Annotated in this window: 18 protein-coding genes; 11 read left to right on the top strand and 7 right to left on the bottom strand. The window is 68.2% G+C overall.

Going from position 1 to position 25503, the window contains the following annotated elements; all coding sequences use genetic code 11:
* The first annotated feature begins 80 nt into the window (after nt 1-80).
* Both KF903_RS13325 and KF903_RS13320 read left to right on the top strand, forming a co-directional pair.
* On the top strand, nt 81-2174 hold the full coding sequence (locus KF903_RS13325) for an Ig domain-containing protein (protein ID WP_291215755.1): 2094 nt from the start codon (nt 81-83) through the stop codon (nt 2172-2174).
* Between the two features lie 135 nt (nt 2175-2309).
* Entirely contained in the window at nt 2310-3950 is a 1641-nt protein-coding gene (locus tag KF903_RS13320) for a hypothetical protein (protein WP_291215752.1), read from the top strand.
* A 47-nt stretch (nt 3951-3997) separates the two neighbouring features.
* Here KF903_RS13320 and KF903_RS13315 read toward each other — a convergent pair whose 3' ends face one another.
* Nucleotides 3998-4318, bottom strand: coding sequence for a hypothetical protein (locus KF903_RS13315; RefSeq protein ID WP_291215749.1), 321 nt, complete (start codon nt 4316-4318; stop codon nt 3998-4000).
* Between the two features lie 303 nt (nt 4319-4621).
* Here KF903_RS13315 and KF903_RS13310 point away from each other — a divergent pair, with 303 nt between their 5' ends.
* Nucleotides 4622-5440, top strand: coding sequence for a YbaY family lipoprotein (locus KF903_RS13310; protein WP_291215747.1), 819 nt, complete (start codon nt 4622-4624; stop codon nt 5438-5440).
* Between the two features lie 137 nt (nt 5441-5577).
* Here the strand turns inward: KF903_RS13310 and KF903_RS13305 are convergent, their stop codons facing one another.
* The 4 genes from KF903_RS13305 to mnmG all read right to left on the bottom strand — a co-directional run bounded on the left by KF903_RS13305 (nt 5578) and on the right by mnmG (nt 11865).
* Nucleotides 5578-7389, bottom strand: a complete 1812-nt coding sequence (locus KF903_RS13305) for a M4 family metallopeptidase (protein WP_291215745.1) — start codon at nt 7387-7389, stop codon at nt 5578-5580.
* Nucleotides 7390-7933: 544 nt separating this feature from the next.
* Complete coding sequence (locus KF903_RS13300) at nt 7934-9307, bottom strand: sensor histidine kinase (protein ID WP_291215742.1); 1374 nt, start codon at nt 9305-9307, stop codon at nt 7934-7936.
* Entirely contained in the window at nt 9297-9965 is a 669-nt protein-coding gene (locus tag KF903_RS13295) for a response regulator transcription factor (RefSeq protein ID WP_291215739.1), read from the bottom strand. The genes KF903_RS13300 and KF903_RS13295 overlap by 11 nt, the downstream gene beginning before the upstream one ends.
* Before the next feature lie 25 nt (nt 9966-9990).
* Nucleotides 9991-11865, bottom strand: a complete 1875-nt coding sequence (mnmG, locus tag KF903_RS13290; protein ID WP_291215737.1) for a tRNA uridine-5-carboxymethylaminomethyl(34) synthesis enzyme MnmG — start codon at nt 11863-11865, stop codon at nt 9991-9993.
* 629 nt (nt 11866-12494) lie between these two features.
* Here mnmG and KF903_RS13285 point away from each other — a divergent pair.
* Nucleotides 12495-12686 carry a hypothetical protein gene (locus tag KF903_RS13285; protein WP_291215734.1) on the top strand — a complete coding sequence of 64 codons (192 nt, stop codon included), beginning with the start codon at nt 12495-12497 and terminating at the stop codon, nt 12684-12686.
* Nucleotides 12687-12766: 80 nt separating this feature from the next.
* Here KF903_RS13285 and pepN read toward each other — a convergent pair whose 3' ends face one another.
* A complete protein-coding gene (gene pepN / locus KF903_RS13280; RefSeq protein ID WP_291215731.1) occupies nt 12767-15406 on the bottom strand; it encodes an aminopeptidase N in 2640 nt (879 codons plus the stop codon).
* 157 nt (nt 15407-15563) lie between these two features.
* Here pepN and KF903_RS13275 point away from each other — a divergent pair, with 157 nt between their 5' ends.
* The gene (locus tag KF903_RS13275; protein WP_291215728.1) at nt 15564-16529 is read left to right on the top strand and encodes a pyridoxal-phosphate dependent enzyme; all 966 of its coding nucleotides are present in this window, start codon (nt 15564-15566) and stop codon (nt 16527-16529) included.
* On the opposite strand, the gene KF903_RS13270 is transcribed toward KF903_RS13275, so the two are convergent.
* A complete protein-coding gene (locus KF903_RS13270) occupies nt 16520-17407 on the bottom strand; it encodes a DMT family transporter (protein ID WP_291215726.1) in 888 nt (295 codons plus the stop codon). The genes KF903_RS13275 and KF903_RS13270 overlap by 10 nt on opposite strands.
* 69 nt (nt 17408-17476) lie before the next feature.
* Here KF903_RS13270 and KF903_RS13265 point away from each other — a divergent pair, with 69 nt between their 5' ends.
* The 6 genes from KF903_RS13265 (at nt 17477) to KF903_RS13240 (ending at nt 25501) form a co-directional block, all read left to right on the top strand.
* Complete coding sequence (locus KF903_RS13265; RefSeq protein ID WP_291215724.1) at nt 17477-18055, top strand: DNA-3-methyladenine glycosylase I; 579 nt, start codon at nt 17477-17479, stop codon at nt 18053-18055.
* Complete coding sequence (locus KF903_RS13260) at nt 18052-18966, top strand: arginine deiminase-related protein (protein WP_291215722.1); 915 nt, start codon at nt 18052-18054, stop codon at nt 18964-18966. The genes KF903_RS13265 and KF903_RS13260 overlap by 4 nt, the downstream gene beginning before the upstream one ends.
* 290 nt (nt 18967-19256) lie before the next feature.
* Entirely contained in the window at nt 19257-22937 is a 3681-nt protein-coding gene (locus KF903_RS13255; protein ID WP_291215719.1) for a S8 family serine peptidase, read from the top strand.
* 22 nt (nt 22938-22959) lie between these two features.
* Entirely contained in the window at nt 22960-23364 is a 405-nt protein-coding gene (locus KF903_RS13250; protein ID WP_291215717.1) for a hypothetical protein, read from the top strand.
* Nucleotides 23365-23397: 33 nt separating this feature from the next.
* On the top strand, nt 23398-24108 hold the full coding sequence (locus tag KF903_RS13245; RefSeq protein ID WP_291215715.1) for a response regulator transcription factor: 711 nt from the start codon (nt 23398-23400) through the stop codon (nt 24106-24108).
* 10 nt (nt 24109-24118) lie between these two features.
* On the top strand, nt 24119-25501 hold the full coding sequence (locus KF903_RS13240) for a sensor histidine kinase (RefSeq protein ID WP_291215713.1): 1383 nt from the start codon (nt 24119-24121) through the stop codon (nt 25499-25501).
* The last annotated feature ends 2 nt before the right edge of the window (nt 25502-25503 follow it).

Here is a 25503-nt window from a genome sequence, read left to right as displayed (position 1 = left end):
ACCACGTCGGGTCTGCGCACGAAAACTCGTCAATTCCAGCGAAGGCCAGTCTTTCGCTGGTCATTGCCACGGGCCGCGCCATGCTCTCCCGCCTTGTCTGTCTTCTTGCCCCGCTGTTTCTGGCAGCGACTCCGGCACTTCACGGCGCCGAGTTCACCCTGCGCGTCGGTCCGGTCGGACCGATCGGCAGCTGCACCCATTCGACCGTGCAAGCCGCCATCAATGCCGCGTCGTCGTCGCCGGGCGACTTCACCACCATCCTGATCTCAGGCAATGCCACCTACAACGAAAATCTGGACATATCCAACAAGTTCATCCGGCTCGTGGGTGCGCAGCCCTGCGACAGCGTTGGCATTCCATGGACGCGCCCGGTGCTGAGCGGTACAGGTGGCGCGCGTCGAAGCATTCTCAATGTCAATGGCGGCTCCACGGATATTCGTCTCGAGAACCTGGAGTTCCGCAATGGCGATGAACTGCTCGATGACGAAAGCTACGGCGGAGCGCTGGATGTCACCGCGGGCCCGCATCTGATCGTGATCCAGAACGTTCTTTTCAGCGGCAATTCCGCAGGCTACGGCGGGGCTGTCAGCGTGCGTGGCCCGAACTTGCCCGATGGCAGTGGTGGAGCCACCAGTTCGCTGTACCTGCTTGACAATGTGGTCATGAGCAACAACCGCGGCGCGTACGGCGGCGGAGGTTTTTACTGCTCTCAGGCACTCGTGACGGTGCAGGGCATGTACACCACGTTCTGGCAGAACGTGGCAGGCGGTGCGGTGGAAACCGGCAGCACACCACCATCAGGTGGTGCCTATGGCGGCGGCGTACTCGGGCGGCATTGCGACCTCAAACTGGCGGCAGGCCCACTGCCCGCAATCTTTGGCAACACCGCCAGCGGCCCGGGCGGCGGTCTTGCCATGATCTACTACACCTCGCGCCTTGCCGTGGGCAATCTCACGCCCACCATGCCCACGCGCATCACGGGCAACAGCTCGGATCGCTTCGGCGGCGGCATGACGCTGGAGAAGGCCGCGCAAGCAACGCTCTACGACAGCATCGTTGCGGACAACTCCGCCAGACAGGGCGGCGGTGCGGTGGCCCTGTACGTGGAGGGCGATGAAGGCCGTTTCACCGCCACCTCCGACTTTGCCGAACAGGAAGGACGCAAACGCTGCTCGCGCACGATCGAATGCAACCTCATTGCCAACAACCTTGCCTACGACGGCAGCCAGGCCAAGCCCGGCGCCGCGATCCGCGCGTCGCGCGACGACGATGGCGGCGATCTTTCCGTTTTCCTGCGCGGCACGCGCCTGACGGGCAATGCCGGTGCCACGCTGTTCCAGTTTGTCGACGATATAACTCCGGGTTCTTCGTATTTCCTGTCGGAGGGCGCCCTCTTTGATCACAACGACGTCACCGGCATGTTGTTTGATGGCTGCCACTTCCGTTCGACCTGCCACTTCGCCGCCGTCACCATTGCCGACAACCTCATCGGAGCCACTGCCGTCATGTTTGGCAGTAACGGAACCTTGGGGAGTTTCTCGCTCCAGCGCAGCCTCGTGCATCAGCCCGGCAAGCGTGTGGTGCTGGGAAGCACCCTGGGCGATGTGGTGCGCTACAGCGTCGTCAACGATCTCAGCGGCATCAACACAGTGACCGTGGGCGGCCTGCCGGTGAACATCGTCGGCACGCCGGTGTTCGCCGATGCGAACAATGGCAAGTACTACCTTGCCGGCGGTGCAGGCCGCGATTTTGCGCCCTACACCGCAAGCGACCCGACCCGCGATCGCGGCAACCGCAACATCGACATCCCCGCCGTGCCCAACACCTTCGGCATCCAGGACGCCGGCGCCCTGGAAACCCCCGTCGCCGCACCCGTGCTTTACGACGTGAACCCGCCGGATGGCCATGTCGGCGTGCCTTACGAAAACTACACCCTGCAATCCAACGGCCAGGGCGGCGCAGTGATCTTCACCGCCACCGGCCTTCCACCCGGATTGAGCCTGAACCCGGATACTGCCGTCCTATCCGGCACGCCTCCATTGGGCAGCGAAGGAACCTATGGCGTGACCTTCCGTATCACCAATGGCCTTGGCCAGTTCAACGAAGTCATTGTCGCCATTCCAATCCACGTGAACGAGGCACCCCTGTTCGCCGACGGGTTTGATGGGTCGTGATTCCTCCCGGCCCGGAGCGGCGCGGAGGTGCCACAGTCCCGAGGAGGGGCAAGGGCGCTCTGCGCGGGAGGAAGAGATCTACGCCGGCCTGGCGCGGGCCTGAGGCGGCTTCCGGCGCAAAGCTGCGGCCCATCGTTGCCCGATCTGGTTTTCGTGAAGCCCATCACATCGACCTGTCTCCTTCCGGTGCCGAGTTGCGCTTGGATAGGGGCGATGCGGTGTGCACGCGGAACGATTGGGAGCGATGCCGTGCGGTTCATGAGCGCCTTGTTTGTGGTGGTGGGTTTGCTGGGCGGGATGTCTTGCGGTTTGCCGTTGGGGGCGCAGCCTTTGCCGAGTTTCCCAGGGGCGGAGGGATTCGGCGCCGTCGCCTCGGGTGGACGCGGTGGGCAGGTGTTGATCGTCGATACCTTGGCGGTCGATCCGGGAGGGACGCAAGGTTCGGGCAATCGCGGTTCGCTCAGCTGGGCGCTGCGGCAGCCCGGTGCACGCACGATCGTGTTCGAGGTCAGCGGGGTCATCGACGGTCCCGTGCAAGTGCGATCGGGCAACGTCACCATCGCGGGACAGACCTCACCGGGTGGGGTGATCGTGCGCGGCCTGTCCTGCGGCGTCCACTACGGCGGGGAATCCTGCGACAACCTCATCGTGCGCCACCTGCGCCTGCGTCCGGCTTGCCAGGTTACGCCGGGGCATTGCCCGCACGACGACGCATTGCGACTGGACGGCGTCAAGCGCGTGATGATCGACCACGTTTCCATGGCCAACGCCAACGACGAGGCGGTGCAGCTGAGCTGGGCCTCGGAGGTCACGATCCAGAACTCGATCCTGGCCGAAACCGAGGGCGGACACGCGATCTACGGCGGCATCCTGCTCAATTATGCCAACACCGCCTGGCCGCAGGACGGCATCAGCCTCGTGCGCAACCTGTTCTACCGCATCATGGGCCGCCTGCCCGAGATCAACTGCGAATCAAGCTCGCAGGACGATATACCGCCGCGCCTCATCGATGCCTGCCAGAGCGTGCCGCTGCGGCTGGAGGTTTCCAACAACTACTACTTCGATCCGTACTACTACGTCACCTATGCGCAATGGGTCGATGGCGATGCCGCCAACGGGCCCTATCGGGTGCAGTACAACATGGTCGGCAACCTGTTCCACGTGCGCCCGGCGTTTCCCTACGGCATGGTCGAGATCGCGATGTTGCACAACAGCCAGAACAGCCTCTACGTGAGCGACAACCGCGTCGACCGGTATCCCTCCCTGCAGGACTACGCGCTGTTCTACTGCTGCAACGACTTTGCAGCGACGCTGCCGACCGGCAATACCGACATGGGCAGCGCGACCCGGCGCAGTACGCGGCACCCGTTCCCGGCGATCGGCTATGTCCCAACGGCCAACCTGCTGTCTATCGTCGTACCGTCGGCGGGCGCCCGACCGCACGATCCGATGGATCGGCGCATCACCGCTTCCGCGCTCGGCGGCACGATTCCGAACGTTCCGCACGAGCAGCCCGTCGCCAACGACGCCCTGAACCTTGATTTCCCTCCGGCCAATCCGCCCGTACCACCGTCCGACAGCGACGAGGACGGTATGCCCGATGCCTTCGAGCTGGCCCACGGCCTCAACCCGAACGCCGCCGACAACAACGGTTCCACGCTGTCGCTGCCGCTTCTGGGCGTGGCCGGCTACACCAACCTGGAGGTTTATCTGGAACTGCTCTCGCGTGGCCGGAATACCGATCGCGTGTTCATGAATGGATTCGAGGGAGGTTGAGCCTCAATCCGGAGGTTGCTGCCGTGCGGTCCGCAGCGTCCGGCGGCTCAGTCTGCAGGGCTGGCTGCGCGGGGCGAGCGCAGGGGTTCCACCAGCGAATGAAGGATGCGGGCGTCTTCGGCATCGCGCGGTGCGTCGCTTCCTTCCATGGCGCGGAAGCGTCGGCGGAACGCGCGCAGCGCGGCGTCGGGATCATCCAGCGCGTAGCCGAAGGCCGTCATTGCCAGCCAGAAGTCAGTCTGATCTTGCTCGCGCTCGACGGACACCCGGTTAAGCGATTCACTATCGCAAACCGAGGTGCATGGCATGGGAACAAAGAAGACGGCAGGACAGAAGGCGCGGCGCGCCCGCTTCAGCGCGGAGTTCAAGCAGCAAGCGCTGCTGAGGGCGGTGAAGGACGGGGTGCCGGCGGCGGCGCAGTCCCTGGGCGCACGACCAACGCATGACGCGACCGCCGCGACCGCCGCGACCGCAGGGCCGGGCCTTGGACGTTGCGCCTGCCGACGCGGCGGATTATCGTCGGCCACTCACGCCGCGCCGAGCGCCCGCCGCAATCGGGCAGCCGGCGTTCCATCGCGGCGCCCCCGGGCCTGCCCTCGGCATCGGCACCGCGCCGGCAGCGCGATCCGGGGTCAGGTCATTACCGTCACCAGTTTCGGAGGTCATTCATCATGCGCACATATTGGATCGCGGTCCTCGCCGCGCTGGCACTGCTGGGCGGTTGCGATTCCGGCCAGCAGAATGCCGCCACGGCGGCCAACGGCAAGCCCGCGATCGCGCCCGGCTCGACGATCTCGGCCTCGGTGCTGCTGCATGATCCGGCGGTGCTCGGCCCGGGTGCCAAGCTGCGTACCAAGCTCATCGATTCGGCCTTGCCGGACGCGCCGCTGGCCGAGAAGACCATCGACGTGAGCGGCAACCCGCCGTACAACTTCAGCCTCGACTTCGATCCGGCGCGCGTCGAAGCAGGGCGCAGCTATGAGGTCAGGGCGCTGCTCATCGACGGCGACCGCGTGTACAAGGCAGGGCTCGCCACGCCCGTGCTCACCCACGGCGCCGGCACCAATGTACAGATCATGCTGACCGCCGAGGCGACGCCGGCCGAAGCGCTCAAGGCCGAGTTCGCCAAGCTGCAGGGCCGCATCGGCGGCATGAAGTCGGTCAATGGCAACTACACCACCGACGCGGCCTCGATTGCCTGGGATGCGTTTGCCGAGACCAACGTGGTGCGCTTCGTGCGCGTCAATACGCTGTTCGACGCGGGTGGTCGCGAGGCCGTCCACTACGCGTTCAGCAAGGATGGCAAGCTCATGTTCGTCCAGCAGAAGGGCGGTGCCTCACTGGGCTGGAACGACGCCGGCGAGCTCATCGTCAACGAGAAGCGCGGCGGCGGCCAACTGGCGCAGGGTGAAATCGATGCGCTGCGCGACGCCGGCCAGCGCGCACTGCACATGGCGCAGGAACGCTACGACGCCAGCCGCAAAAAGTAAGCCGCGCCACGTCAGGCGAGCTTGTCCGCCGCGCGGCGATTCATCCGCACGAGGCGAAAAAAGGGGCGCGCCACCACGATGGCGGCGCGCCCCGGCATGGGACCGCAAGCCGGCTGTGCCAGCGTGTCAGCCGGCGGTCACGGCGTGTAGGTGCCCTTGAGACTCACGCCCGAGTAGGCCTTGTAGGCGCGCACGTTCACGTAGTACGTGCCCGAGGTCGGGGCATTGAACGTGCACGTTTCGCTGTTGCCACTGAGGTACGGACGGCAGTTGTAGGTCGACGTGGTCGGGGCCGCGCCGAGCCGCACGTACATGTCGGCATCGCCGGTACCGCCCGAGATCGTGAACACGAGCTTGGTCTTGCCCGCCGGCACCACCAGCGTGTAGTTCGCCGACACGCCGCCGGCCGCCACGCTCGGCAGGCTCACCGCCACGCCGTTGCTGAGCGTGGTGCCGCCGCCACCACCACCACCGCTGCCCGGGCAGGCCACGCCAACGGCCGAGAACGCCGCGGTCACGTCGGCCTTGGTCAGGCCCAGGTCGGTCGCCGCCGTTTCCACGCCGCAGGCGCCGCTGTTGAACGTGCTGCTCGGGGTCCAGTACAGCGCGTTGGCACGCGCAAACGCCTTGAACGCCGACACCGTGTTCCAGCCGCTCTTCTTGGCCAGCGTGCAGAAGGCCTTGTTGTAGACGCCCGAGGAGTAGTGCACGTCGAGCGAGCTCGTGTACTGCGAGGCATTGTCGATCGAGCCGCCATCCTGCGGCGGGTTGCACATGTAGCGCAGCGCCCCGGTCGCCTTGAAGATCTCGGGGCCGACGAGGAAGTCGTTGCTGCCCTTCCAGTAGTACTCGGTGGCCTCGCCGCCCATGTCGGAGAAGGCCTCGTTCATGCCGCCGGACTGGCCCGAGTAGGTCAGGTTGGAGTGTTGCTCGGTGAAGCCGTGCGAAACCTCGTGGCCGGCCACGTCGGCGCTGACCAGCGGATAGAACGTCGAGGCGCCGTCGCCGAAGTTCATCGTGGTGCCGTTCCAGAACGCGTTCTCGTAGTTCTTGCTGTAGTGCGTGCGCATCACGAGCTGGAAGGTCAGCGCCTTCATGCCCATGTACGACTGGTACATGTTCTGGATCACGCCGCCGAGGTAGTGGGCATCGTTGAGCGGCGAGTAGGCGCCGTTGATCGACTTCACTGTGTTGCGCGGGCAGGTGTAGGAGAACGCGGTGGTGGTGCTGCCGGTGCCGCCATTGAGGTTCACCGTCTTGACGTTGGTATTGTTCATCGTGCAAGTGGTGCCACTCTGGGTGACGTCGAGGTAGCCATAGCGACCGCCCGAGCCCCACTCGTACTGACCCGTCTTGGCATTGCCGCCGGGGCCGGTGCCGACCGCCGAGGTGGTGAGGCCATCCCACTGCCTGAGCACGTTGCCGGTGTCCGCGTCGAGGATCACGAAGGGCCGCGTCGGTGCACCACCGTCGATGCGGTCGGCGAACAACGACACCACGTAGACGAGGCGCGCCGTGCCGGCGTCATCGACGAAGATCATCTGCCGCGCTTCCTCGCGCTCGGTGACCATGCGCTTGCCGCCCAAGGTCAGCGCCTTGGCGCTGGCCAGCGCCTTGCCGGCGCTGAGTCGACCCTGCAGCGAACCGACGTCGGCAGTCAGGCCATCGACCTGGCGACCAAACAGCGAGCGCACTTGGCCGTCCTTGCCCTCGGACACGACGACGTGCTCACCCCACACCGGGATCCCACGGAAGGTCTGCTGGTAACGGTAGTGGCGCACGCCGTCGGCTTCATCGACGCGGTCGAGCTCGACCAGCGCGTTGCCGGCATCGAGGCCGAGCATTTCGGCGTGGCGCTCGGCGGGCTGCGCGGCAACGCCCAGCGTGCGGGTGGCGGCGGCATAGGCGCGGTTGACCGCTTGCACATCGAGCTCGTGCAGGTCGTGCACCGAGGCCGCCGAAGCGGTGGCAGCACATACAGCAAGGTACAGCGCAGACACGACAACGCAAACGCGCGCCGACGCAGGGCGACGGATCGTGATCATCGAACAAGCTCCCCGAATGATGGATGGTGGCGACAATTCGCAACATCGGGCAGCAGTCGCGCGCAGCACAGGTATCGCGCCGCAAGCCCTCCACTTGCGCGCCATCGACACCGCGCGCTCCCCCCGATTGCACGCTGCCGGAGCTCTCCCAAGACGGCAGCTGCGGCGCGCACGCTAGCACCGGCATCGAGACAAGTAATGACGCGTTGCGACACGCCGGCGACACGCCGGGCGCACGAAAAAAAGGCGACCCGTCCTGGGGAAACGGGTCGCCTTCGGGCGAGCTGGCTGGCGGGCTCCCTGGGGTGGAGACCGCCCGCATCTGTCGCACGCGGACCTTAGCGCCGACAGGCTGTCGGCAAGCTGACAGGCCAACCCCAAGGCCGCCTTGGCCAGTTGATGCCGACGCCGCAAATGGCCCGCTGCCGGCGCTGCGCGCCACGCCGCCTCAGCGATCAGCGAACGTGATGCGGGCGCGCGTGCCGCGACCGTCGCCGCCGGCTTCGAGCACGAAGCGCGCATCGTGCACGCGCGCGATTTCGTCGACGATCGCCAGGCCCAGGCCACAGCCGTCACCGGGCGAGCCCGGCAGGCGCGCAAAGCGCGCGCGCACCTCGTCGCGGCGGTGCGGGGCGATGCCGGGACCATCGTCCTCGACCTCGAGCCAGCGGCCGCTGGCGTCAGCGCCGCTGCGCACGGTGGCGTGACCGCCGCGCGGGGTGTAGGCGAGCGCGTTGTCGACGAGATTGGCGAGCAGCTCGCGCAACAGCCACGGGTTGCCGCGCACGATCGCCGGGGCCACCTCGGCGCCGAGGTCGATGCCGCGGCCGAGCGAACGATCCAGCTCGTGCGCAACCACCTCCTGCGCCAGCTGCGCGAGATCGACGCGGGTGAAGTCTTCGCCCGTGATCGCGGTGCGCTCGGAGCGCGCCAGCGCCAGCAACTGGTTGGCCGTGTGCGCCAGCCGCACGCAGGCATCGTGCAGGCTGCGCAGGCGCAGCCGCAACGACTCCGCCATCGGCTCGCGCTCGAGCGTGTCGAGCTGGGCGATGATGCCCGCCAGCGGCGTGCGCACCTGATGTGCGGCATCGGCGATGAACTGCTGCTGCGCGCGCGCCGCCTCGCGCACGGTTGCGAACAGCGCATTGAGCGTGTGCACGAGCGGGCGCACTTCGGCTGGCACCGGCGCGGCCCGCAGCGGTGCCAGATCGAGCGCCGAACGCTGTGCGATCTGTTCGCCGAGTGCGCGCAGCGGGCGCACGCCATAACGCACGCCGAGCCATACCAGCAACAAGGTGCCGAGCAGTTGCACCAGATCGGTGATCACGCTGCTGGCGAGCAGGTGGCGCAAGGCGGCGCTGCGCTTGTGGAGGGTCTCGGCCACCGCGATCGTGACTCGGGCCCGCCCCACCGGCAACGCCAGTTCGACGATCCGGATCGGTTCGCCGCCGAGCCGGGCGTCACGAAACACCGTATCGCCGCTGGTGGGCGGCAGTACCGCGAGGTCGGCGTCACCGCTGACGAGTTCGCCGCCGGCGGTACGCACTGCATAGTGGATGTCATCCTGGCTGTCGGCGCGCAGCACGGCGATCGCCTGCGGCGGCAGGTCGGCGTCGACGCGGCCATCGTCATTGGCATCGTGCAGGTGGGCCCCGATCGCCAGCGCCATCTCGCGCAGCGCGCGATCGTAGCCGCCGTGGATCGCCGCCGCGCCGCTGCGATAGTCGACGAACAGGCCGATGCCGAGCAGCAGACCCAGTGGCAGCAGCAGCAAGCCGAGCAGGCGGCGGCTGACCGAGGAGGCGCGGGGTTCAGCCGGCATCGACATCGAGGCGGTAGCCGAGACCGCGCACGGTGCGCAGCGGCACCTCGGCGCCGAGCTTGTTGCGCAGGCGCGAAACGTAGACCTCGATGGCATTGGCGCCGATGTCGGCATCCCAGCTCGCGATCGCCTGCAGCAGTCGGTCCTTGGCCACCACGCGGCCGGTGTTGAGCGCCAGACATTCGAGTACGGCCCATTCGCGCCGGGTCAGGGCAATGTCGCCGTCGCGGCCGCAGGCGCGACGCGCGCCAAAGTCGAGCACGCAGGCACCGAACCGCAGCTGCATCGCAGCGACCGAATGACTGCGTCGCAGCAGCGCGCGGCAGCGCGCCACGAGTTCGGCCAGCGCGAACGGCTTGACCATGTAGTCGTCGGCGCCCTGGTCGAGCGCGCCGACGCGGTCGGCCATGCCATCGCGCGCGGTGAGCATGAGCACCGGCAGGGCCGCATGCTGGCGGCGCAGTTGCGCCAGCAGGGCCAGGCCATCGGCGCCGGGCAGGCCGATGTCGATCACGGCCAGGTTGAAGTTCTCGGCATCGACCGCGGCCAGTGCCTGTTCGGCTGATCCGACGCAATCGACCGCATGGCCAGCGTCCTGCAGGCCGCGCCGGATCGCGTCGGCGACGAGGGTGTCGTCTTCCACCACGAGGATGCGCATGTCACGCGGCCTGGTCGGGTTTGCCTCAGGCCACGTCGCGATGGCCGCGGCGCAGATGCACGAGCAGCAGCGACACCGCCGCCGGCGTCACGCCGGCGATGCGGCGCGCCTCGCCGATGCTTTGCGGGCGCGTGGCCTTGAACTTGGCCAGCACCTCGGCCGATAGACCGCGCACGCGCTCGAAGTCGAAACCGGGTGGGATCGCGGTGTCGTCGTGCTGGCGATTGCGGGCGATCTCGTCGGCTTGGCGCTGCAGGTAGCCGGCGTACTTGATGCCGACCTCGACCTGCTCGGCGACCGCCGGATCGGTCAGCCCCGGGCCGCAACCGTCGACCGCGACGAGAGCCTGATAACCGATGCCGGGACGACGCAGCAGGTCGCGCAGGCTGGTTTCGCGCGACAGTTCCACGCCCAGTTGCGTGGCCAGCGCGCGGCCGAGCGCATTGGCCGGTGCCGCCCACAACCCCGCCAGGCGTTGCTCCTCGCCGGCGATCGCCTCGCGCTTGCGGCGCACGGCGTCATGGCGCTGCTGGTCGACGCAGCCGAGCTCGAAGCCGCGCCCGCTCAGGCGCAGGTCGGCATTGTCCTCGCGCAACTGCAGCCGGTACTCGGCGCGCGAGGTGAACATGCGGTAGGGCTCACTGGTGCCGTTGGTGACGAGGTCGTCGATCAGCACGCCGATGTAGGCCTCGTCACGGCGTGGCGTCCACGGCGCCTGCCCGCGCGTGGCGCGCGCGGCGTTGAGTCCGGCGATGAGTCCCTGTGCCGCCGCTTCCTCGTAGCCGGTGGTGCCATTGATCTGGCCGGCGAAATACAGGCCGGCGATGGCCTTGGTCTCGAGCGAGGCACTGAGCGCACGCGGGTCGAAGTAGTCGTACTCGATCGCGTAACCGGGTCGCGTCAGGTGCGCGTGTTCAAGCCCGCGGATCGAGCGCACGAGGGCCACCTGCACATCGAAGGGCAGCGACGTCGAGATGCCGTTGGGGTACACCTCGTGGGTGTCGAGGCCCTCGGGTTCGAGGAACACCTGATGCGAGACCTTGTCGGCGAAGCGCACCACCTTGTCCTCGATCGACGGGCAGTAGCGCGGTCCGACACCTTCGATGACGCCGCCGTAGAGCGGCGAGCGGTCGAGTGAGGCACGGATCAGGTCGTGGCTGCGCTCGTTGGTGTGGGTGATCCAGCAACTCACCTGGCGCGGGTGGTCGGCCGCCGAGCCGAGGAACGAGAATACCGGCGCCGGATCGTCGCCCGGCTGCTCCTCGAGCAGGCTCCAGTCGATGCTGCGGCCGTCGATGCGCGGGGGTGTGCCCGTCTTGAGCCGGCCGACCGGCAGTTCGAGCTCGCGCAGCATCTGCGCCAGGCGCATGGCCGGTGCATCGCCGGCCCGCCCGCCGGGCTGCTGGCTCAGGCCCACGTGGATCTTGCCGGCAAGGAAGGTGCCGACCGTCAGCACCACGCAGCGCGCGCCGAACTCGAGCCCCGACTGGGTGACCACGCCGGTGACGCGGCCGGCCTCGACCCGCAGCGCGTCGACGCCCTGCTGGAACAGGACAAGGCCCGTCTGTGTCTCGACCCGACGCCGAATGGCCGCTTTGTACAAAACACGGTCGGCCTGACAGCGCGTGGCGCGCACGGCCGGCCCCTTGGAGGCATTGAGCGTGCGCCACTGGATGCCGGCACGGTCGGCGGCCCAGGCCATGACACCGCCCAGCGCATCGATTTCGCGCACGAGGTGCCCCTTGCCGATGCCGCCGATGGCCGGATTGCAGCTCATCTGGCCGATCGTCTCGATATTGTGGGTCAGCAGCAGCGTGCGCGCGCCCGTGCGCGCGCTGGCCAGCGCGGCCTCGGTGCCGGCATGGCCGCCGCCGACGACGATCACGTCAAACTGGTTCATCGTGTCTGTCCCACCGCACCCGGGCAGGGCGCGGCGTCGATTCTAGAACGCGTGCCCGAGCGTTGGCACGTTTCCTGCTGCTGGATTCATACACTCCCACCGACGCACGGCGTTTGCGAGCACGCTGCTGCCGGAATTCAGGGGCCGGCTTGCGTCGGTGGGAGCACCTTTCCCTTGCACGCGCGCGCAGCCATCGCTGCGCTGCCGACGCATGACCGAATCCATCGCGATCTGGCCGGAAAAGAAGGCTGGCGCCCGGCGGTCGTAGGAACAGGGGGAATCCAAGAGGACCGTGTGCCGGGCGCCAGTGAAAGACGTCGGCGTCGTTGCGCGCCGACCAAAGCTTCTCATCCCACGCCCCATAGCTTAACCAAGCGCCGGGCACTTGTCTTTACGCTTTTCTGTGACGGAGATCGCGCCAGGCCAACCCGGCAGCGGCAGCGAGGGGCCGGGGCGAGGCGGCGCCACGCGCGGTGACAGCAGCGGCGTCGGGCGGGCAAATTGGCCGCAGCGCGTCAACTTGCGACGATTCCGCGTCGCCCGATGCGCCCGGTGTGGGCGCCGTCACACTTGGCACGCGAGTTGCATCACCTCGAGTGTCGAATCAATCGGTGCTCAGGGAGCCGACCATGCAACTCGCCAGCAACGTCATTCCAACCTCGGCCTTCCAGCGCTACGAGCTCATGGTTGAGCTGGGCCGCCTGGAAATGGTTCTCGACAACGTGCGCGCCGGCCCCAACGCCGTGCAGATGGACACGCTCACGGCACTCGAGTCGCGTTGCGCGCGCATCCAGGAAGCACTGAGCCGCCTGCCGGCCTGACAGCACCAGATCCACCGTGTGGAACAGGGGAAAGGGCCGCGCTTGACGCGGCCTTTTTTTTGCAGCGTCGCGGCCAGCGCTCAGGCGAGCAGGCGCTCGAGGATGTCGCACAGATCAGCCGACAGACCCGACTTCGCGCGCAAGGTCGCCAGTTCCTGCTGCATCAGCGCGCGACGACCGGGCTCGTAGCGGCGCCAGGCGCCGAACGCCGTGGCCAGCCGCGCGGCAACCTGCGGCGTGAGCGCGTCGACGCGGGCGATCGCGGCCGCGACAAAGCGATAGCCGGCGCCGTCGGCACGGTGGAACACGCGCTGGTTGCGCTGCGCGAGCGTACCGACCAGCGCGTAAACCTTGTTCGGATTGCTCCAGTGGAACGCCGCATGGCTGGTGAGCTCGGTCACGCGCGCGAGCGCAGCGGGCGTGGTCTGTGCCGCCTGCAGGGCGAACCACTTGTCGAGCACGAGCGCGTTGTTGGCATGGCGACTGGCGAATTCGTCGGCCAGCGCAGCGCCGCGCACCGGGTCGGCGTGCAGCAGGGCGGCAAGTGCGGCGAGGCGATCGGTGAGGTTGTCGGCTTGCGCATACTGGCTGGCCGCGAGTGCGGCGTGGGCCGGATCGGCCCGCACCAGCAGGGCCAGGCAGGCGTTGCGCAGGCGGCGCTGCGCCGCTGCCGCGGTGGCGGGCGACCAGGCCGTGGTGGCGTTGTGCTGATGGCGCGCGCGGAGCCTGGCGTGCAGTTGCTGTGCGAGCGCGCTTTCGAGTGCGCTGCGGGCCGCGTGCACGGCCTCGGGGTCGATGTCGGCGAGTTCGCCACTGAGCGAATGTGCATCGGGCAGGCTCAGCAGTTCGGCCATGAGCGCAGCATCGAGCTCGCGCTCGTCGAGCGCGGCGGCGAGCGCACTGCACCAGGACTGCAGCGTGGCCGGGTCGGGCGAGCCGCTGGCAAGCGTCTGCGCAAACAGGCGCCGCGCGATCGCGTCACCGGCGAACCAGCGGTTGAAGCCATCGGAGTCATGACGCAGTTGCGCCACCCGCTGATCGGGCGTGGCGTCGAGGTCGAGACGCACGGGGGCCGAGTAGCCGCGCAACAACGACGGCACGGGTTCGGCCGGCACGTCGAGGAAGCACCAGCTCGCCTGCGCGGTATCGAGCAGCAGCACGCGCTCGCTGGCACCGGCGCTGGCCTCGCCAGCCAGTCGCAGTGGTAGCGCTCCGGTCGTGGCATCGATCAGGGCGAGCGCCACCGGAATCGGCAGTGGCTGCTTGTCGGGCTGGTTCGGCGTCGGCGGTGTCGACTGACGCAGGTGCAGCGTGTAGCTGCGCGCGGCCGCATCGTAGTGGCCGCGGGCCTGCACGGTTGGCGTGCCGGCCTGCGCATACCAGGCCAGCCAAGGGCCGAGATCGACGGCATTGGCCTCGCCGAGGGCGGCCAGGAAATCCTCGACCGTGACCGCGGTGCCGTCGTGGCGCGAAAAATACCGGTCCAGGCCGCGCCGGAAACCGTCGCGGCCCAGTTGCGTGGCGAGCATGCGCACGATCTCGGCGCCCTTCTCGTACACGGTCGCGGTGTAGAAATTGTTGATCTCGCTGTAGCGGTCGGGGCGTACCGGATGCGCCAGCGGACCGGCGTCCTCGGCGAACTGGGCGCGCCACAGCAGGCGCACGTCGTCGATGCGGCGCAGCGTGCGCGAGGCGGTGTCGGCCTCGAACTCCTGCTCGCGATACACGGTCAGCCCTTCCTTGAGGCTGAGCTGGAACCAGTCGCGGCAGGTGACGCGATTGCCGCTCCAGTTGTGGAAATACTCATGGCCGACTACGGCCAGCACATGGCGAAAGTCGTCGTCGGTGGCGGCGTCGGCACTGGCCAGCAGGTATTTGGCGTTGAAGATGTTGAGGCCCTTGTTCTCCATCGCGCCCATTGCGAAATCATGGGTGGCGACGATGTGGAACACGTCGAGGTCGTAGCAGCGGCCGAAGCGCTGTTCGTCCCATCGCATGGCCTGCTTGAGGCATTGCATGGCCCAGCCGCAGCCGTCGATGACGTCGGCCTGGGCATGGATGAGGAGGCGCACCCGCCGACCTTCGGCGGTCACGAACGAATCCTCGATGTTGTCGAGCGCGCCGGCAACGAGGGCGAACAGGTAGCTCGGCTTGGGGTGTGGATCGATGAAGCGCGCCTGGTGACGGCCATCGCCGAGATCGCCCTGCTCGACGCAATTGCCATTGGCGAGCAGCAGCGGGAAGCGCGCCCGGTCGGCGCGCAGGGTCACCTCGTAACGGGCCAGTACGTCGGGGCGGTCGAGGAACGGCGTGATGTGGCGAAAGCCCTCGGCCTCGCATTGGGTGATGAGAAAGCCGTGTTCGCCGGCGCCGCTCGTGTACAGACCTTGCAGCGTCGTGTTGGTCGCCGGTGCGATGCGCACGCGCGTGGCGAGCCGCACGCGGCCCTGCACGCCGGGCACGCGCAGCACGCCGTCGGCATGGCTGAATTCGTCACGCCCGAGCGCGCGCTCGTCGACGCGCACTTCGAGCAGGTCCATGTCGCACGCATCCAGGCACAGTACCGCGCCGGCCACCTGCTGCTCGAGGTCGAGCCGGGCGCTGACGATGGTGGCGGCCGGGTCGAGGTCGAACTCGAGCGCGACCGCGTCGATGCGCCACTCGGGCGCGCGATGGTCGCGCAGGTAACGGGTCGGCTTGGCGCCGCTGGAACTGGACATGGCGGGCTCGCTGGTGACGCAACGGGAAGCTGCGCACCCTAACCCAAGCCCGGCGCGTCGCCCACGCACGAAAGTCATGTCGCCGGCCGCGCTGCACTGGCGTGGCGGCGCGGCGCCTCGCTATCGTGCCCTCCCGCTGCCTGCGCCGCCTGTCCCCATGTCCCAAGCCGTCACCGTGCCCGATTTCGCCGCTGTCGAGGCGGCCGCCGCGCGCATCGCGCCGTACGTCCAGCGCACGCCCGTGCTGCGCTCGCGCAGCCTCGACGCCCTCGCCGGGGCGCAGCTGTGGTTCAAATGCGAGAACCTGCAACGCGCCGGAGCCTTCAAGTTCCGCGGCGCCAGCAATGCGGTGTGGGCACTCGACGCCGCAGTGGCGGCGCGCGGCGTGGTGACGCACTCCTCGGGCAATCATGGCGCGGCGCTGGCGCTGGCCGCGCGTGCACGCGGCATCGCCGCCCACATCATCGTGCCCGAGGGCGCGGTCGCGGCCAAGCTCGCCGCGATCGAGGTCAGCGGCGCCACCGTGCATCGCTGCGCACCGACGCTGGCTGCGCGCGAGGCGGCTTGCGAAGCGGTGCGCGCGCAGACCGGCGCCACGCTCGTGCACCCCTACACCGATCCGCAGGTCATTGCCGGTCAGGGGACGGCCGCGCTCGAGCTGCTGCGCGAGGTCGGTCCGCTCGACGTGCTGGTGGTGCCGATCGGCGGCGGTGGACTGGCCGCCGGCACTGCGCTGGCGGCACATGGCATCGATCCGCGCATCGAGGTTTGCGCTGCCGAACCGAGCGGTGCCGACGATGCGGCGCAGTCGCTGCGGCGCGGCGAGCGCATCGACGCGCTCACGCCGCATACCGTGTGCGATGGCCTGCGCGCGCTGATCGGGGCGATCGACTTCGAGTTGTTGCGCGCGCACCGGGTGCAGGTCACCACGGTCGACGATGCGGCGACCCTGGCGGCGATGCGACTGGTGTGGGAGCGTCTCAAGCTCGTCGTCGAACCCTCCTCGGCGATCGCGCTCGCTGCGGTGCTGGCGCGCCGCGACCACTATGCCGGGCGACGCGTCGGCATCATCCTCAGCGGTGGCAATGTCGATCTGCAGGCGCTGTTCGCTGGCTACGATTGACGCGTGCGGCGCAGGTTGACGAGCGCGAGCGCGGCGACGATGAGGCTGATGCCGATGCTCTCGTACACGCTCGGCCGCTCGCCGAGCGCGAGCCAGGCAAAGCCGATGCCGAGCACCGGGATCGCCAGCGCCGACAGCCCGGCCACATTGGCGGGCAGCTGCGCCACGATGAACGACCACATCGCCCAGCCCAGGCCCGAGGCGAGCAGCACGTTGTAGGCCAGCGCGGCGATGAAGCCTGGCGTCCAGGCCACCGCCCGCTCGGGGACCAGCAGTGCGCAGGCGATGATGGCGAGCGTGCCGAGCAGCATCTGCCACGCGGTCAGCGACAAGGCGCCGACCTGCGTGCGCTCGAACAGGCGCTTGCTGAGCACGACGCCGACCGCCCAGCAGGCACCGCCGCCGAGTGCGAGTGCGCTGCTGATCGCACCGGTGCCTGCGCCGTGCCACGGTTCGAGCACGAGCAGCAGGCCGAGCGCGGCGATGCCCAGACCGAGCCACAGGCGGCGCGTCGGCCACTGGCCGAACGCGAGCCAGTTCATCAGCACCACCCAGAATGGCATCGTGTAGGCGAGCAGCGCGGTGCGGCCGGCGCCACCGGCCAGCAGCGCGGCCTGCACCAGCAACTGGAAGCCCGTGGTCTGCGCCAGACCGATCCACAACGTCGGCCACAACGGCGGCGGCCGCAGCGGGCGGCGGCGCAGCACGAGCAGGGCGAACAGTACGAGCGTGCCCAGACCGTAACGCCAGGCCGAGAACGTGATCGGCCCGGCCCAGGCCAGCGCCTGCTTCATCACGATCCAGTTGTAGCTCCAGATCAGGCTGAGCGCGCCCAGCGCGAGCAACGCCGGACGGCGCGAAATGGCGCTGGCGATCATGGGCGGGCTGGGACGAGCGGGCGGGCGCGTATCATAGCGGTCGGCGCCACCGGCGCGGAACGATCCGACATGAGCACGCTGATCCGCTGTCCCTGGGCCGACGGCAGCCCCGACTTGCGCGACTACCACGACAATGAGTGGGGCGTGCCGCTGCACGGCGATCGTGAACTGTTCGAATTGCTGTGCCTGGAAGGCGCGCAGGCGGGGCTGTCGTGGCGCACCGTGCTCGCCAGGCGCGCCCACTATCGCGCCGTGTTCGCCAACTTCGACATCGCCCGTTGCGCGCGCCTCGACGCAGCCGACGTCGAGCGTCTGCTGCGCGATCCGGGCCTCATCCGCAATCGCGCCAAGCTCAGCGCGATCGGCGCCAATGCGCGCGCCGCGCTGGCGCTGATCGCCGAACTCGGTTCGCTCGATGCCTACCTGTGGTCGTTCGTCGATGGTCGGCCGCAGCGCAACCGCTGGCGCGACGCCGCCCAGGTTCCAGCCAGCACGCCGATTTCGCAGCAGATGAGCAAGGCACTGCGTCGTCGCGGCTTCGGCTTCGTCGGCCCCACCATCTGTTATGCCTTCATGCAGGCGGCCGGCATGGTCGATGACCATCTGGTCGCCTGCCACCGCCACCACGCCGAGCGCCCATCCCGATGATCGTCACCTCCGCCAGCGATTTCCGCGCCGAGTATTCGCCGCAAAAGTACCCGCCACGCCATGCCGCAACCGCGCGCGGCGCCTTCCTCGTGGCGCCTGCCAGCACCGAGCTTGCGATCGAGTCGGGGCAGGACAACGCCTACATGGCCAGCGACACGACGATCGACCTGGCCCGCGCGCGCGCGCAGCACGACGCGCTGGCGCTTGCGCTCGGTCCCGACGTGCCGGTCGCGCTGTTCGCCGGCAGGCCCGATTGCCCCGACGGCATGTTCCCCAACAACGTGTTTGCGACCGTGCGGGATCGCCTCATCATCGGTCGCATGCGGCATGCGGTGCGCCAGCGCGAGGCGCGGCGCGATGACATCCGGCGCTGGTTCCGCGACGTGCTCGACTATGCCGAACTGGACCTGTCGCAGCGCGACTGCGTGGCCGAGCTGACTGGCGCGCTTGTCATCGACCGTGCGCGCGGCATCGGCTATTGCGGCCTGTCCGAGCGCTGCGACCTGGCTGGCGCCCGCGCGATGCACGCGGCCTTCGGCCTGCGCCTGAGCTTTGCCTTCCCGCTGGCCCGCGGCGAATACCACACCAATGTCGTGCTCGCGGTGCTGGCCGGCCGCGCCGCGCTGCTCGCGCCCAGCGGCTTTGCCGATCCGGCCGACGCCGAGGCGATCGCGGCCGTGTACGGCAATGGCGCGGTGTTGCTCGACGAGGCGCAGAAGGCTGCATTCGCGGCCAATGCGATCGCGCTCGCGCCGCAGCGTGTGTGGATGAGCCAGCGCGCCGCCGCGGCGCTCGCGCCCGCGCAATACCTGGCGCTCGCGCGCCACGGTTTTGCGGTCGGCGCGGTGCCGCTCGACGAGATCGAGAAAGCGGGCGGCAGCCTGCGCTGCTGCGTGGCCGAGATCTTCTAGCGCGGGCGCGGTCGATTCCGCAATGGTCGCAGCGCCCGGTGCGCGGTTTGATCAGGGCCTGGCTGCGGTGGAGGGTCTGGCGCCGCAGCGGACGCGGGCACCGACTGCTGCGTCGCACAATACCTCGGCGCCGCTACCAACGAGCATTGAACAAAAGGCGTGCTAGTCTGCCCGGCGATCCCGTGCGCCAGCTGCGCTGCAACGGGGGATCGTTGCCAAAGGGGAACGATGACGCCGCGATGGGAATCGACGCGGCGCATCGCTGGATCCAGTCCATTCTTGGGGGTTTCATGCAAAAGCCAATCACCACGGCCATCCTGGCCGCGATCGTCGGTGCCGGCGGTACGCTCGCACCGATGCATGGGTCACACGCATCCGCGCCGCCGGCGCACGACTACAAGGTCTTCGCGCCCAAGTCGGTGGCGCCGGCCGGCGCCGAGCTCGTCGAGAGCTATGGCCGCTTCGGCCTGTACCGCGTCGATGGTTCCACGCGCGACGCCATGCAGGCGCTGTCGCCCGACGCGCAGGCCGATCCCGAGGCCGACATGCTGCTGTTCACGGCCCATCCATTCGACACCCAGCGCAGCCAGTTGCAGGCGCCGGCACCGTTCTCGATGCACGCGACCAGCGGCCCGCAGCTGCAGGTGGTGCAGTTCGTCGGCCCGGTCAAGCAGGAATGGCTCGATGCATTGTCCGCGCGCGGCATCAAGCCCGTGCAGTACGTGGCCAACAACGGCTACATCGTATGGACCGACGCCGCCGCGCAGGCGCGCCTGACCGACCTGCGCAGCCGCGCGTCCTGGCTGCAGTTCGCGGCGCCGCTGTACGGCTTCCTCAAGGTTGACCCGACCGTGTCGGCGCACATGACCAAGCCCGGCGCCGCCAACGAGCAGATCGATATCGTCGTGCAGGTGTATCGCCATGCCGACGCCAAGCAGACGCGCGACTGGGTCGAGAGCCTGGCCATCATCCCGCCGCAGCAGCTTGGTCCGCTCGGTCCCGGCAAGCCCGACAACACCTGGGCGCCAGTGGTCGATCGTTATGACAACTTGCGCCTGACCGTGAAGGTGGCCGATCTCGCGGCGATCGCCGACCGTCCCGACGTCACCTACGTCGGTGCGTTCTCGCCGCGCCGCATGATGGACGAGAAGCAGGACATCATCATGACGGGCGACTTCACGCCCGGCGCCGCCTCGATCGATTACCTGCAGTTCCTGCTCGATCGCGGCTTCAGCCAGAATCCGGCCGACTACCCGATCGTCGACATCACCGACAGCACGATCAACGAAGGCGGCACCGGGGTCACCGTGCTCAACACGACCGACCCGAAGCTGCGCGTGGCCGGCAGTCCGTCCGGCGCGGTGCGCGTGGTGGCGTTCAAGAATTGCTCGTCGACGGCCAGCACGTCGGTCGGCGCGATCGATGGTCATGGGTCGCTCAACGCCGGCATCGTGATCGGCTACGACCAGACCACGGGCTCGCCCTACCAGGACAGCGACGGCCACCAGCTCGGTCTCGGCATCAATCCGTTCGGTCGCGTCGGTTCCACCGCGATCTTCGTGCCGGGCTACAGCATTGCCGCGTGCGGCAATACTGACGCTGGCGTGATCCTCGCCAACTGGCAGTCGGGCGCGCGCATCAGCACCAACTCCTGGGGCGCCACCACGCCGCCGACGACCTATGATGACTCCGATCAGGCCTATGACATCGGCACGCGTGACGCCGATCCGGGCACGTCCGGCAACCAGCAGCTGATCTATCTGTTTGCGGCCGCCAACAGTGGCCCCAATGCAGCAACGGTGTCCTCGCCCGGCGCCGGCAAGAACGTGATCACGGTCGGTGCCTCCGAGAACGTGCGGCAAGGCTGGACCGACGGCTGCGGGGTCGGCAATTCCGGCGCCGACAACGCCAACGACGTGATCAACTTCTCCAGTCGCGGTCCGGCACCGGGCCAGCGCGCCAAACCCGAAGTGATCGGCCCCGGCACCCACATCCAGTCCGGCGCGAGCAACTACTCCGGGTACAACGGGAATGGCGTCTGCGACAAGTACCACCCGACCGGACAGACCATCTTCGCGGCATCGTCGGGTACGAGCCACTCGACGCCCGCGATGGCCGGCATCGCCTCGCTGGCCTACTACTGGATCGAGCACGGCGGCGTCGGTGCGGCGGCCGGCACGGTCGACATGATCGGCGGCAACCGCGCGCCGAGCCCGGCCGGCATGAAGGCCTGGCTGATGGCATTCCCGAAGTACCTGACTGGCGTCAGCGCCAATGACACGCTGCCGTCCAACGCGCAGGGCTACGGCATGCCGAACATGACCGACATGTTCGACACCACGCCCAAGGTCATGCTCGACCAGAGCGAGATCTTCGACAACACCGGCGAGACGCGCAGCTACACCTGGGGCATCGTCGACAGCACCAAGCCGGTGCGCATCGCGATGGCCTACACCGATGCGTTCGGCGCGCTCGGCACGAGTCCGCAGGTCAACAACCTCGATCTCAAGGTCGAGGTCAATGGCCAGACCTACCTCGGCAACCGCTTCACCGGTGCGTACAGCGTGACCGGCGGTGCCGCCGACACCAAGAACAACTACGAAGCGGTGTTCCTGCCCGCCGGCACCACGGGTGACGTCACGATCACGGTGACCGCGACCAACATCGCTGGCGATGGCGTTCCCAACACCGGTGATGCCACCGACCAGGATTTCGCGCTGGTGTGCAGCAACTGCTCGCAGGCGCCATCGTTCACGCTCAACGCGACGCCGATGGCGGCCGAGATGTGCGTGGGAAGCGAGTTCTCGGCCTCGCTCGCGGTCGGTTCGATCCAGGGCTATGCCGATCCGGTCGCGCTGGCGCTGAGCAACGTGCCAGCCAGCGCCACCGGGGTGGTGGCGCCCGACACGGTGACGCCGCCAAGTACCGCGCTCGTTGGCGTCGGCGACTCGGCGGCAGTGGCCGCCGGCAGCTACACGATGACGCTGACGGGAACCTCGGGTGTGCTGGTCAAGTCGATCGACTTCGACCTGACCTACGCCAGCATGGTGCCGCTGGGACCGACGCTCGATGCGCCGGCCGACGGCACGCCCAACCTGAGCCAGACGCCGGTGTTGAGCTGGTTGCCGAGCGCGCAGGCTTCGAGTTACCTCGTCGAGGTGGCCAGTGATCCGAACTTTGCCACCATCGTTGCCAGCGCGATCGTCAGCGACACGAGCTGGGTGGTGACACCCGCGCTCAACTCCAACACCCAGTACTGGTGGCGGGTGTCGGCTGGCAATGCCTGTGGCGACAGCAGCAGCGCCGATGGTGACCGCATCTTCGGCGATGGCTTCGATGGCGTGCCGCTGCCGCCGCTGGCGCAGGTCAACTCGTTCATCACCCAGGCCCTGCCCGGTGATTGCTCGATCGGCAGTACCGAGCAGGTGCTGTGGAGCGATGACCTGGAAGGTGCCACCACGGGCTGGTCGCATAGCGGCACGCAGGATTCGTGGGCGATCGGCAGCGCCGCGCATGGCGGCACCAAGGCCTGGCAGGCCAACAACTTCGCCTCGGTTTCCGATCAGCGCCTGGTTTCGCCGAGCGTGACCCTGCCGGCCAGCCTGACCGGCCTCAACCTCACGTTCTGGAACCAGCAGTCGATGGAATCGCGCACCGGTGGTTGTTTCGATGGCGCGATCCTCGAGATCTCCACCGATGCCGGTGCGACCTGGACCCAGGTGCCGGGCGCGTCGATGCTGACCGATCCCTACGATGGCCCGATCTCGACGAGCTACAGCAACCCGCTCGGCGGCAAGGATGCGTGGTGCGGCAATCCGCAGGCCTACCTGCGTTCGGTGGTCAACCTGCAGGCCTATGCAGGTCAGACCGTGCAGTTCCGCTTCCGCATGGCCAATGACTCGTCGGTCGGCCGCCCGAACCCGGGCTGGGCGCTCGACGATCTCAAGGTTGCCGGTTGCCAGGCGAACTGAGCCACATCCGCGGTGGCGCCGCTTGCGGCGCCACCGTTCCATTGCGCAGCCCCGCCTCGAGCGGGGCTTTTTTTTCGGCGCGGATTCAGCCCGAATTCAATGCCTGCTGCCGAGACTGGCGGCGATGCAGCACTCCCTCGCACCCATCACCGAGCGTCGCGCATGCGCCGACCGTGTGCGTCGCCGGCCGCGCGTGCTTGCGCGCTGCTGCGCGCTGGCTTGGCTCGGCGCCTGCTTGCTGGCACTCTCGAGCGTGCATGCGCGCGAAATCGACGTGCAGGAGGCGATCGCCCAGGCCCAGCAGCAGACCCAGGGCAAGGTCCTCTCGGCACAGACGCTGCGCCTGGGCAAGCGCAAGATCTACCGCATCAAGATCTTGACGCCCGACGGCCAGGTGCGCATCGTCCAGATCGCGGCGGAACAGTGATTCGGCCCGCCGCTTCAGCACAAAGGAACAGACATGCGGGTATTGCTGGTTGAAGACGAAGCGCCGTTGCGCGAAACCCTCGCCGCGCGCCTCAAGCGCGACGGCTTTGCGGTCGATGCCGCCGGCGATGGCGAGGAAGGCCTGTACCTGGGCCGCGAAGTGCCGTTCGACGTCGCGATCATCGACCTGGGCCTGCCCAAGCTGTCGGGCATGGATCTGGTCAAGGCCCTGCGCGAGGCCGGTCAGCGCTATCCGATCCTCATCCTGACCGCGCGCTCGTCGTGGCAGGACAAGGTGCAGGCGCTCAAGTACGGCGCCGACGACTATCTGGTCAAGCCGTTCCATGTCGAGGAACTGCTGGCCCGCCTCAACGCGCTGGTGCGCCGCGCCAGCGGTTGGTCGCGGCCGACGCTCGAATGTGGCCCGGTCGTGCTCGACACCACGGCGCAGACCGTGCGCGTCAACGGCGGCAACGTCGACCTGACCAGCTACGAGTACAAGGTGCTCGAATACCTCATGTTGCATGCCGGCGAGCTGGTGTCCAAGGCCGACCTCACCGAACACATCTACCAGCAGGACTTCGATCGCGATTCCAACGTGCTCGAGGTATTCATCGGTCGTCTGCGCCGCAAGCTCGATCCGGACAACGCGATCAAGCCGATCGAGACCGTACGCGGTCGCGGCTATCGCTTCGCCCTCGAGCGCAGCCAGACCAGCGCCGACGACGCCAGCGCGAGCGGCTGAGGTCGCGCGCGTGGCGCGGCCGCTGTCGCTGCAGGCGCGCTCGCTGGCTGCGGCCGGCTGCGTGCTGGCCGCCTTTCTCGCGCTGGCGTTCCTCGCCCTCGACAATGCGTTCTACAGCGCCGCGCAGAGCGCGCTGCACGAGCGCCTGCAGGGCTACATGTACGCCTATCTGGCCGCCGCCGATACCTCGCGCAGCGGCGCGTTGATTCCGCCCGAGATCGGCCCCGATCCACGCTTCGACCGCCCCACCGCCAGCGGCCTGTACGCGGCGATCCTCGGTGACAGGATCGCCGGCTCCAAGGCCCAGCAATGGCGTTCGCCTTCCGCAGTTGATCGCGAGCTGCCGTTCGACGAGCCATTGGCGCGCGGCCAGTCGCGTTTCGAGGGTCCGCTGCCGAGTGCGGTCGGCACGCTGTACGTGCTCGCGCAAGGCGTGGACTGGCTCACCGAGGCCAAGACCGAGCTGCACTTGACGATCTACGTGGCCGAGGACAGCACCGCGCTCGACCAGCAGGTGGTGACGTTCCGCCGCACGCTGCTGTTCTGGCTCGGCATCCTTGGCACCGCACTGCTGCTGTTGCTGCTGTTGGTGCAGCGCTGGAGCCTGGCACCACTGCGCCGCGTGGCGATCGACCTGGCCGAGGTCGAGCGCGGCGCGCAGGAGCGGCTGGGCGGCGCCTATCCACGCGAGCTCAGCGGGTTGACGACGAGCATCGACAACTTCATCGAGGGCGAGCGCGAGCGCCTCAAGCGCTATCGCAACACATTGGCCGATCTCGCCCACAGCCTCAAGACGCCACTGGCGGTGATGCGCAGCCAGCTCGAGAACGAGAGCGACAATCGCACCCTGCGCTGGACGGTGCTCGAACAAGTTGGCCGCATGGATGAAATCGTCGCCTACCAGCTGTCACGCGCGGCCACCTCGGGCCACCAGACCTTTGCCACGCCGTTGCCGATCGAGCCGTTCGCCGAGGAAATCGTGCGCAGCCTCGAGAAGGTGTACGCCGCCAAGGGCGTGCTGTGCGAATTCGAACTGGCCGCGGCGGCGCGCTTCCACGGCGACCAGGGCGACCTCATGGAACTGCTCGGCAACCTGCTCGAAAACGCATTCAAGTGGGCGCGGCGCCGTGTCGTGCTCACCGCCGAGCCGATCGCCGGCGACCAGCGACCCGGCCTGCTGCTGCGCATCGAGGACGATGGCCCCGGCATCGCTGCCGACCAGGTCGAGCACCTGTTGCAGCGGGGCGTGCGCGGCGACGAGCGCGTGCAGGGGCATGGCATCGGTCTGTCGATCGTGCAGGACATCGTCAAGGCCTACCGCGGTGAGCTGCAGGTCGACCGCGCGCCGCAGCTTGGCGGCGCGCGCTTCAGTGTCACGCTGCCGGCGCGCTGACG

This window comes from Dokdonella sp., assembly GCF_019634845.1.
In the GTDB taxonomy this organism is placed as follows: domain Bacteria; phylum Pseudomonadota; class Gammaproteobacteria; order Xanthomonadales; family Rhodanobacteraceae; genus Dokdonella_A.
This window is presented reverse-complemented; position numbering and strand designations above follow the sequence as displayed.

Coding starts and splice junctions, on each gene's coding strand:
- KF903_RS13325 (WP_291215755.1), top strand. CDS start 81: ATGCTCTCCCGCCTTGTCTGTCTTCTTGCCCCGCTGTTTCTGGCAGCG.
- KF903_RS13310 (WP_291215747.1), top strand. CDS start 4,622: ATGCGCACATATTGGATCGCGGTCCTCGCCGCGCTGGCACTGCTGGGC.
- KF903_RS13300 (WP_291215742.1), bottom strand. CDS start 9,307: ATGCCGGCTGAACCCCGCGCCTCCTCGGTCAGCCGCCGCCTGCTCGGC.
- KF903_RS13295 (WP_291215739.1), bottom strand. CDS start 9,965: ATGCGCATCCTCGTGGTGGAAGACGACACCCTCGTCGCCGACGCGATC.
- mnmG (WP_291215737.1), bottom strand. CDS start 11,865: ATGAACCAGTTTGACGTGATCGTCGTCGGCGGCGGCCATGCCGGCACC.
- KF903_RS13285 (WP_291215734.1), top strand. CDS start 12,495: ATGCAACTCGCCAGCAACGTCATTCCAACCTCGGCCTTCCAGCGCTAC.
- pepN (WP_291215731.1), bottom strand. CDS start 15,406: ATGTCCAGTTCCAGCGGCGCCAAGCCGACCCGTTACCTGCGCGACCAT.
- KF903_RS13275 (WP_291215728.1), top strand. CDS start 15,564: ATGTCCCAAGCCGTCACCGTGCCCGATTTCGCCGCTGTCGAGGCGGCC.
- KF903_RS13270 (WP_291215726.1), bottom strand. CDS start 17,407: ATGATCGCCAGCGCCATTTCGCGCCGTCCGGCGTTGCTCGCGCTGGGC.
- KF903_RS13265 (WP_291215724.1), top strand. CDS start 17,477: ATGAGCACGCTGATCCGCTGTCCCTGGGCCGACGGCAGCCCCGACTTG.
- KF903_RS13260 (WP_291215722.1), top strand. CDS start 18,052: ATGATCGTCACCTCCGCCAGCGATTTCCGCGCCGAGTATTCGCCGCAA.
- KF903_RS13255 (WP_291215719.1), top strand. CDS start 19,257: ATGCAAAAGCCAATCACCACGGCCATCCTGGCCGCGATCGTCGGTGCC.
- KF903_RS13245 (WP_291215715.1), top strand. CDS start 23,398: ATGCGGGTATTGCTGGTTGAAGACGAAGCGCCGTTGCGCGAAACCCTC.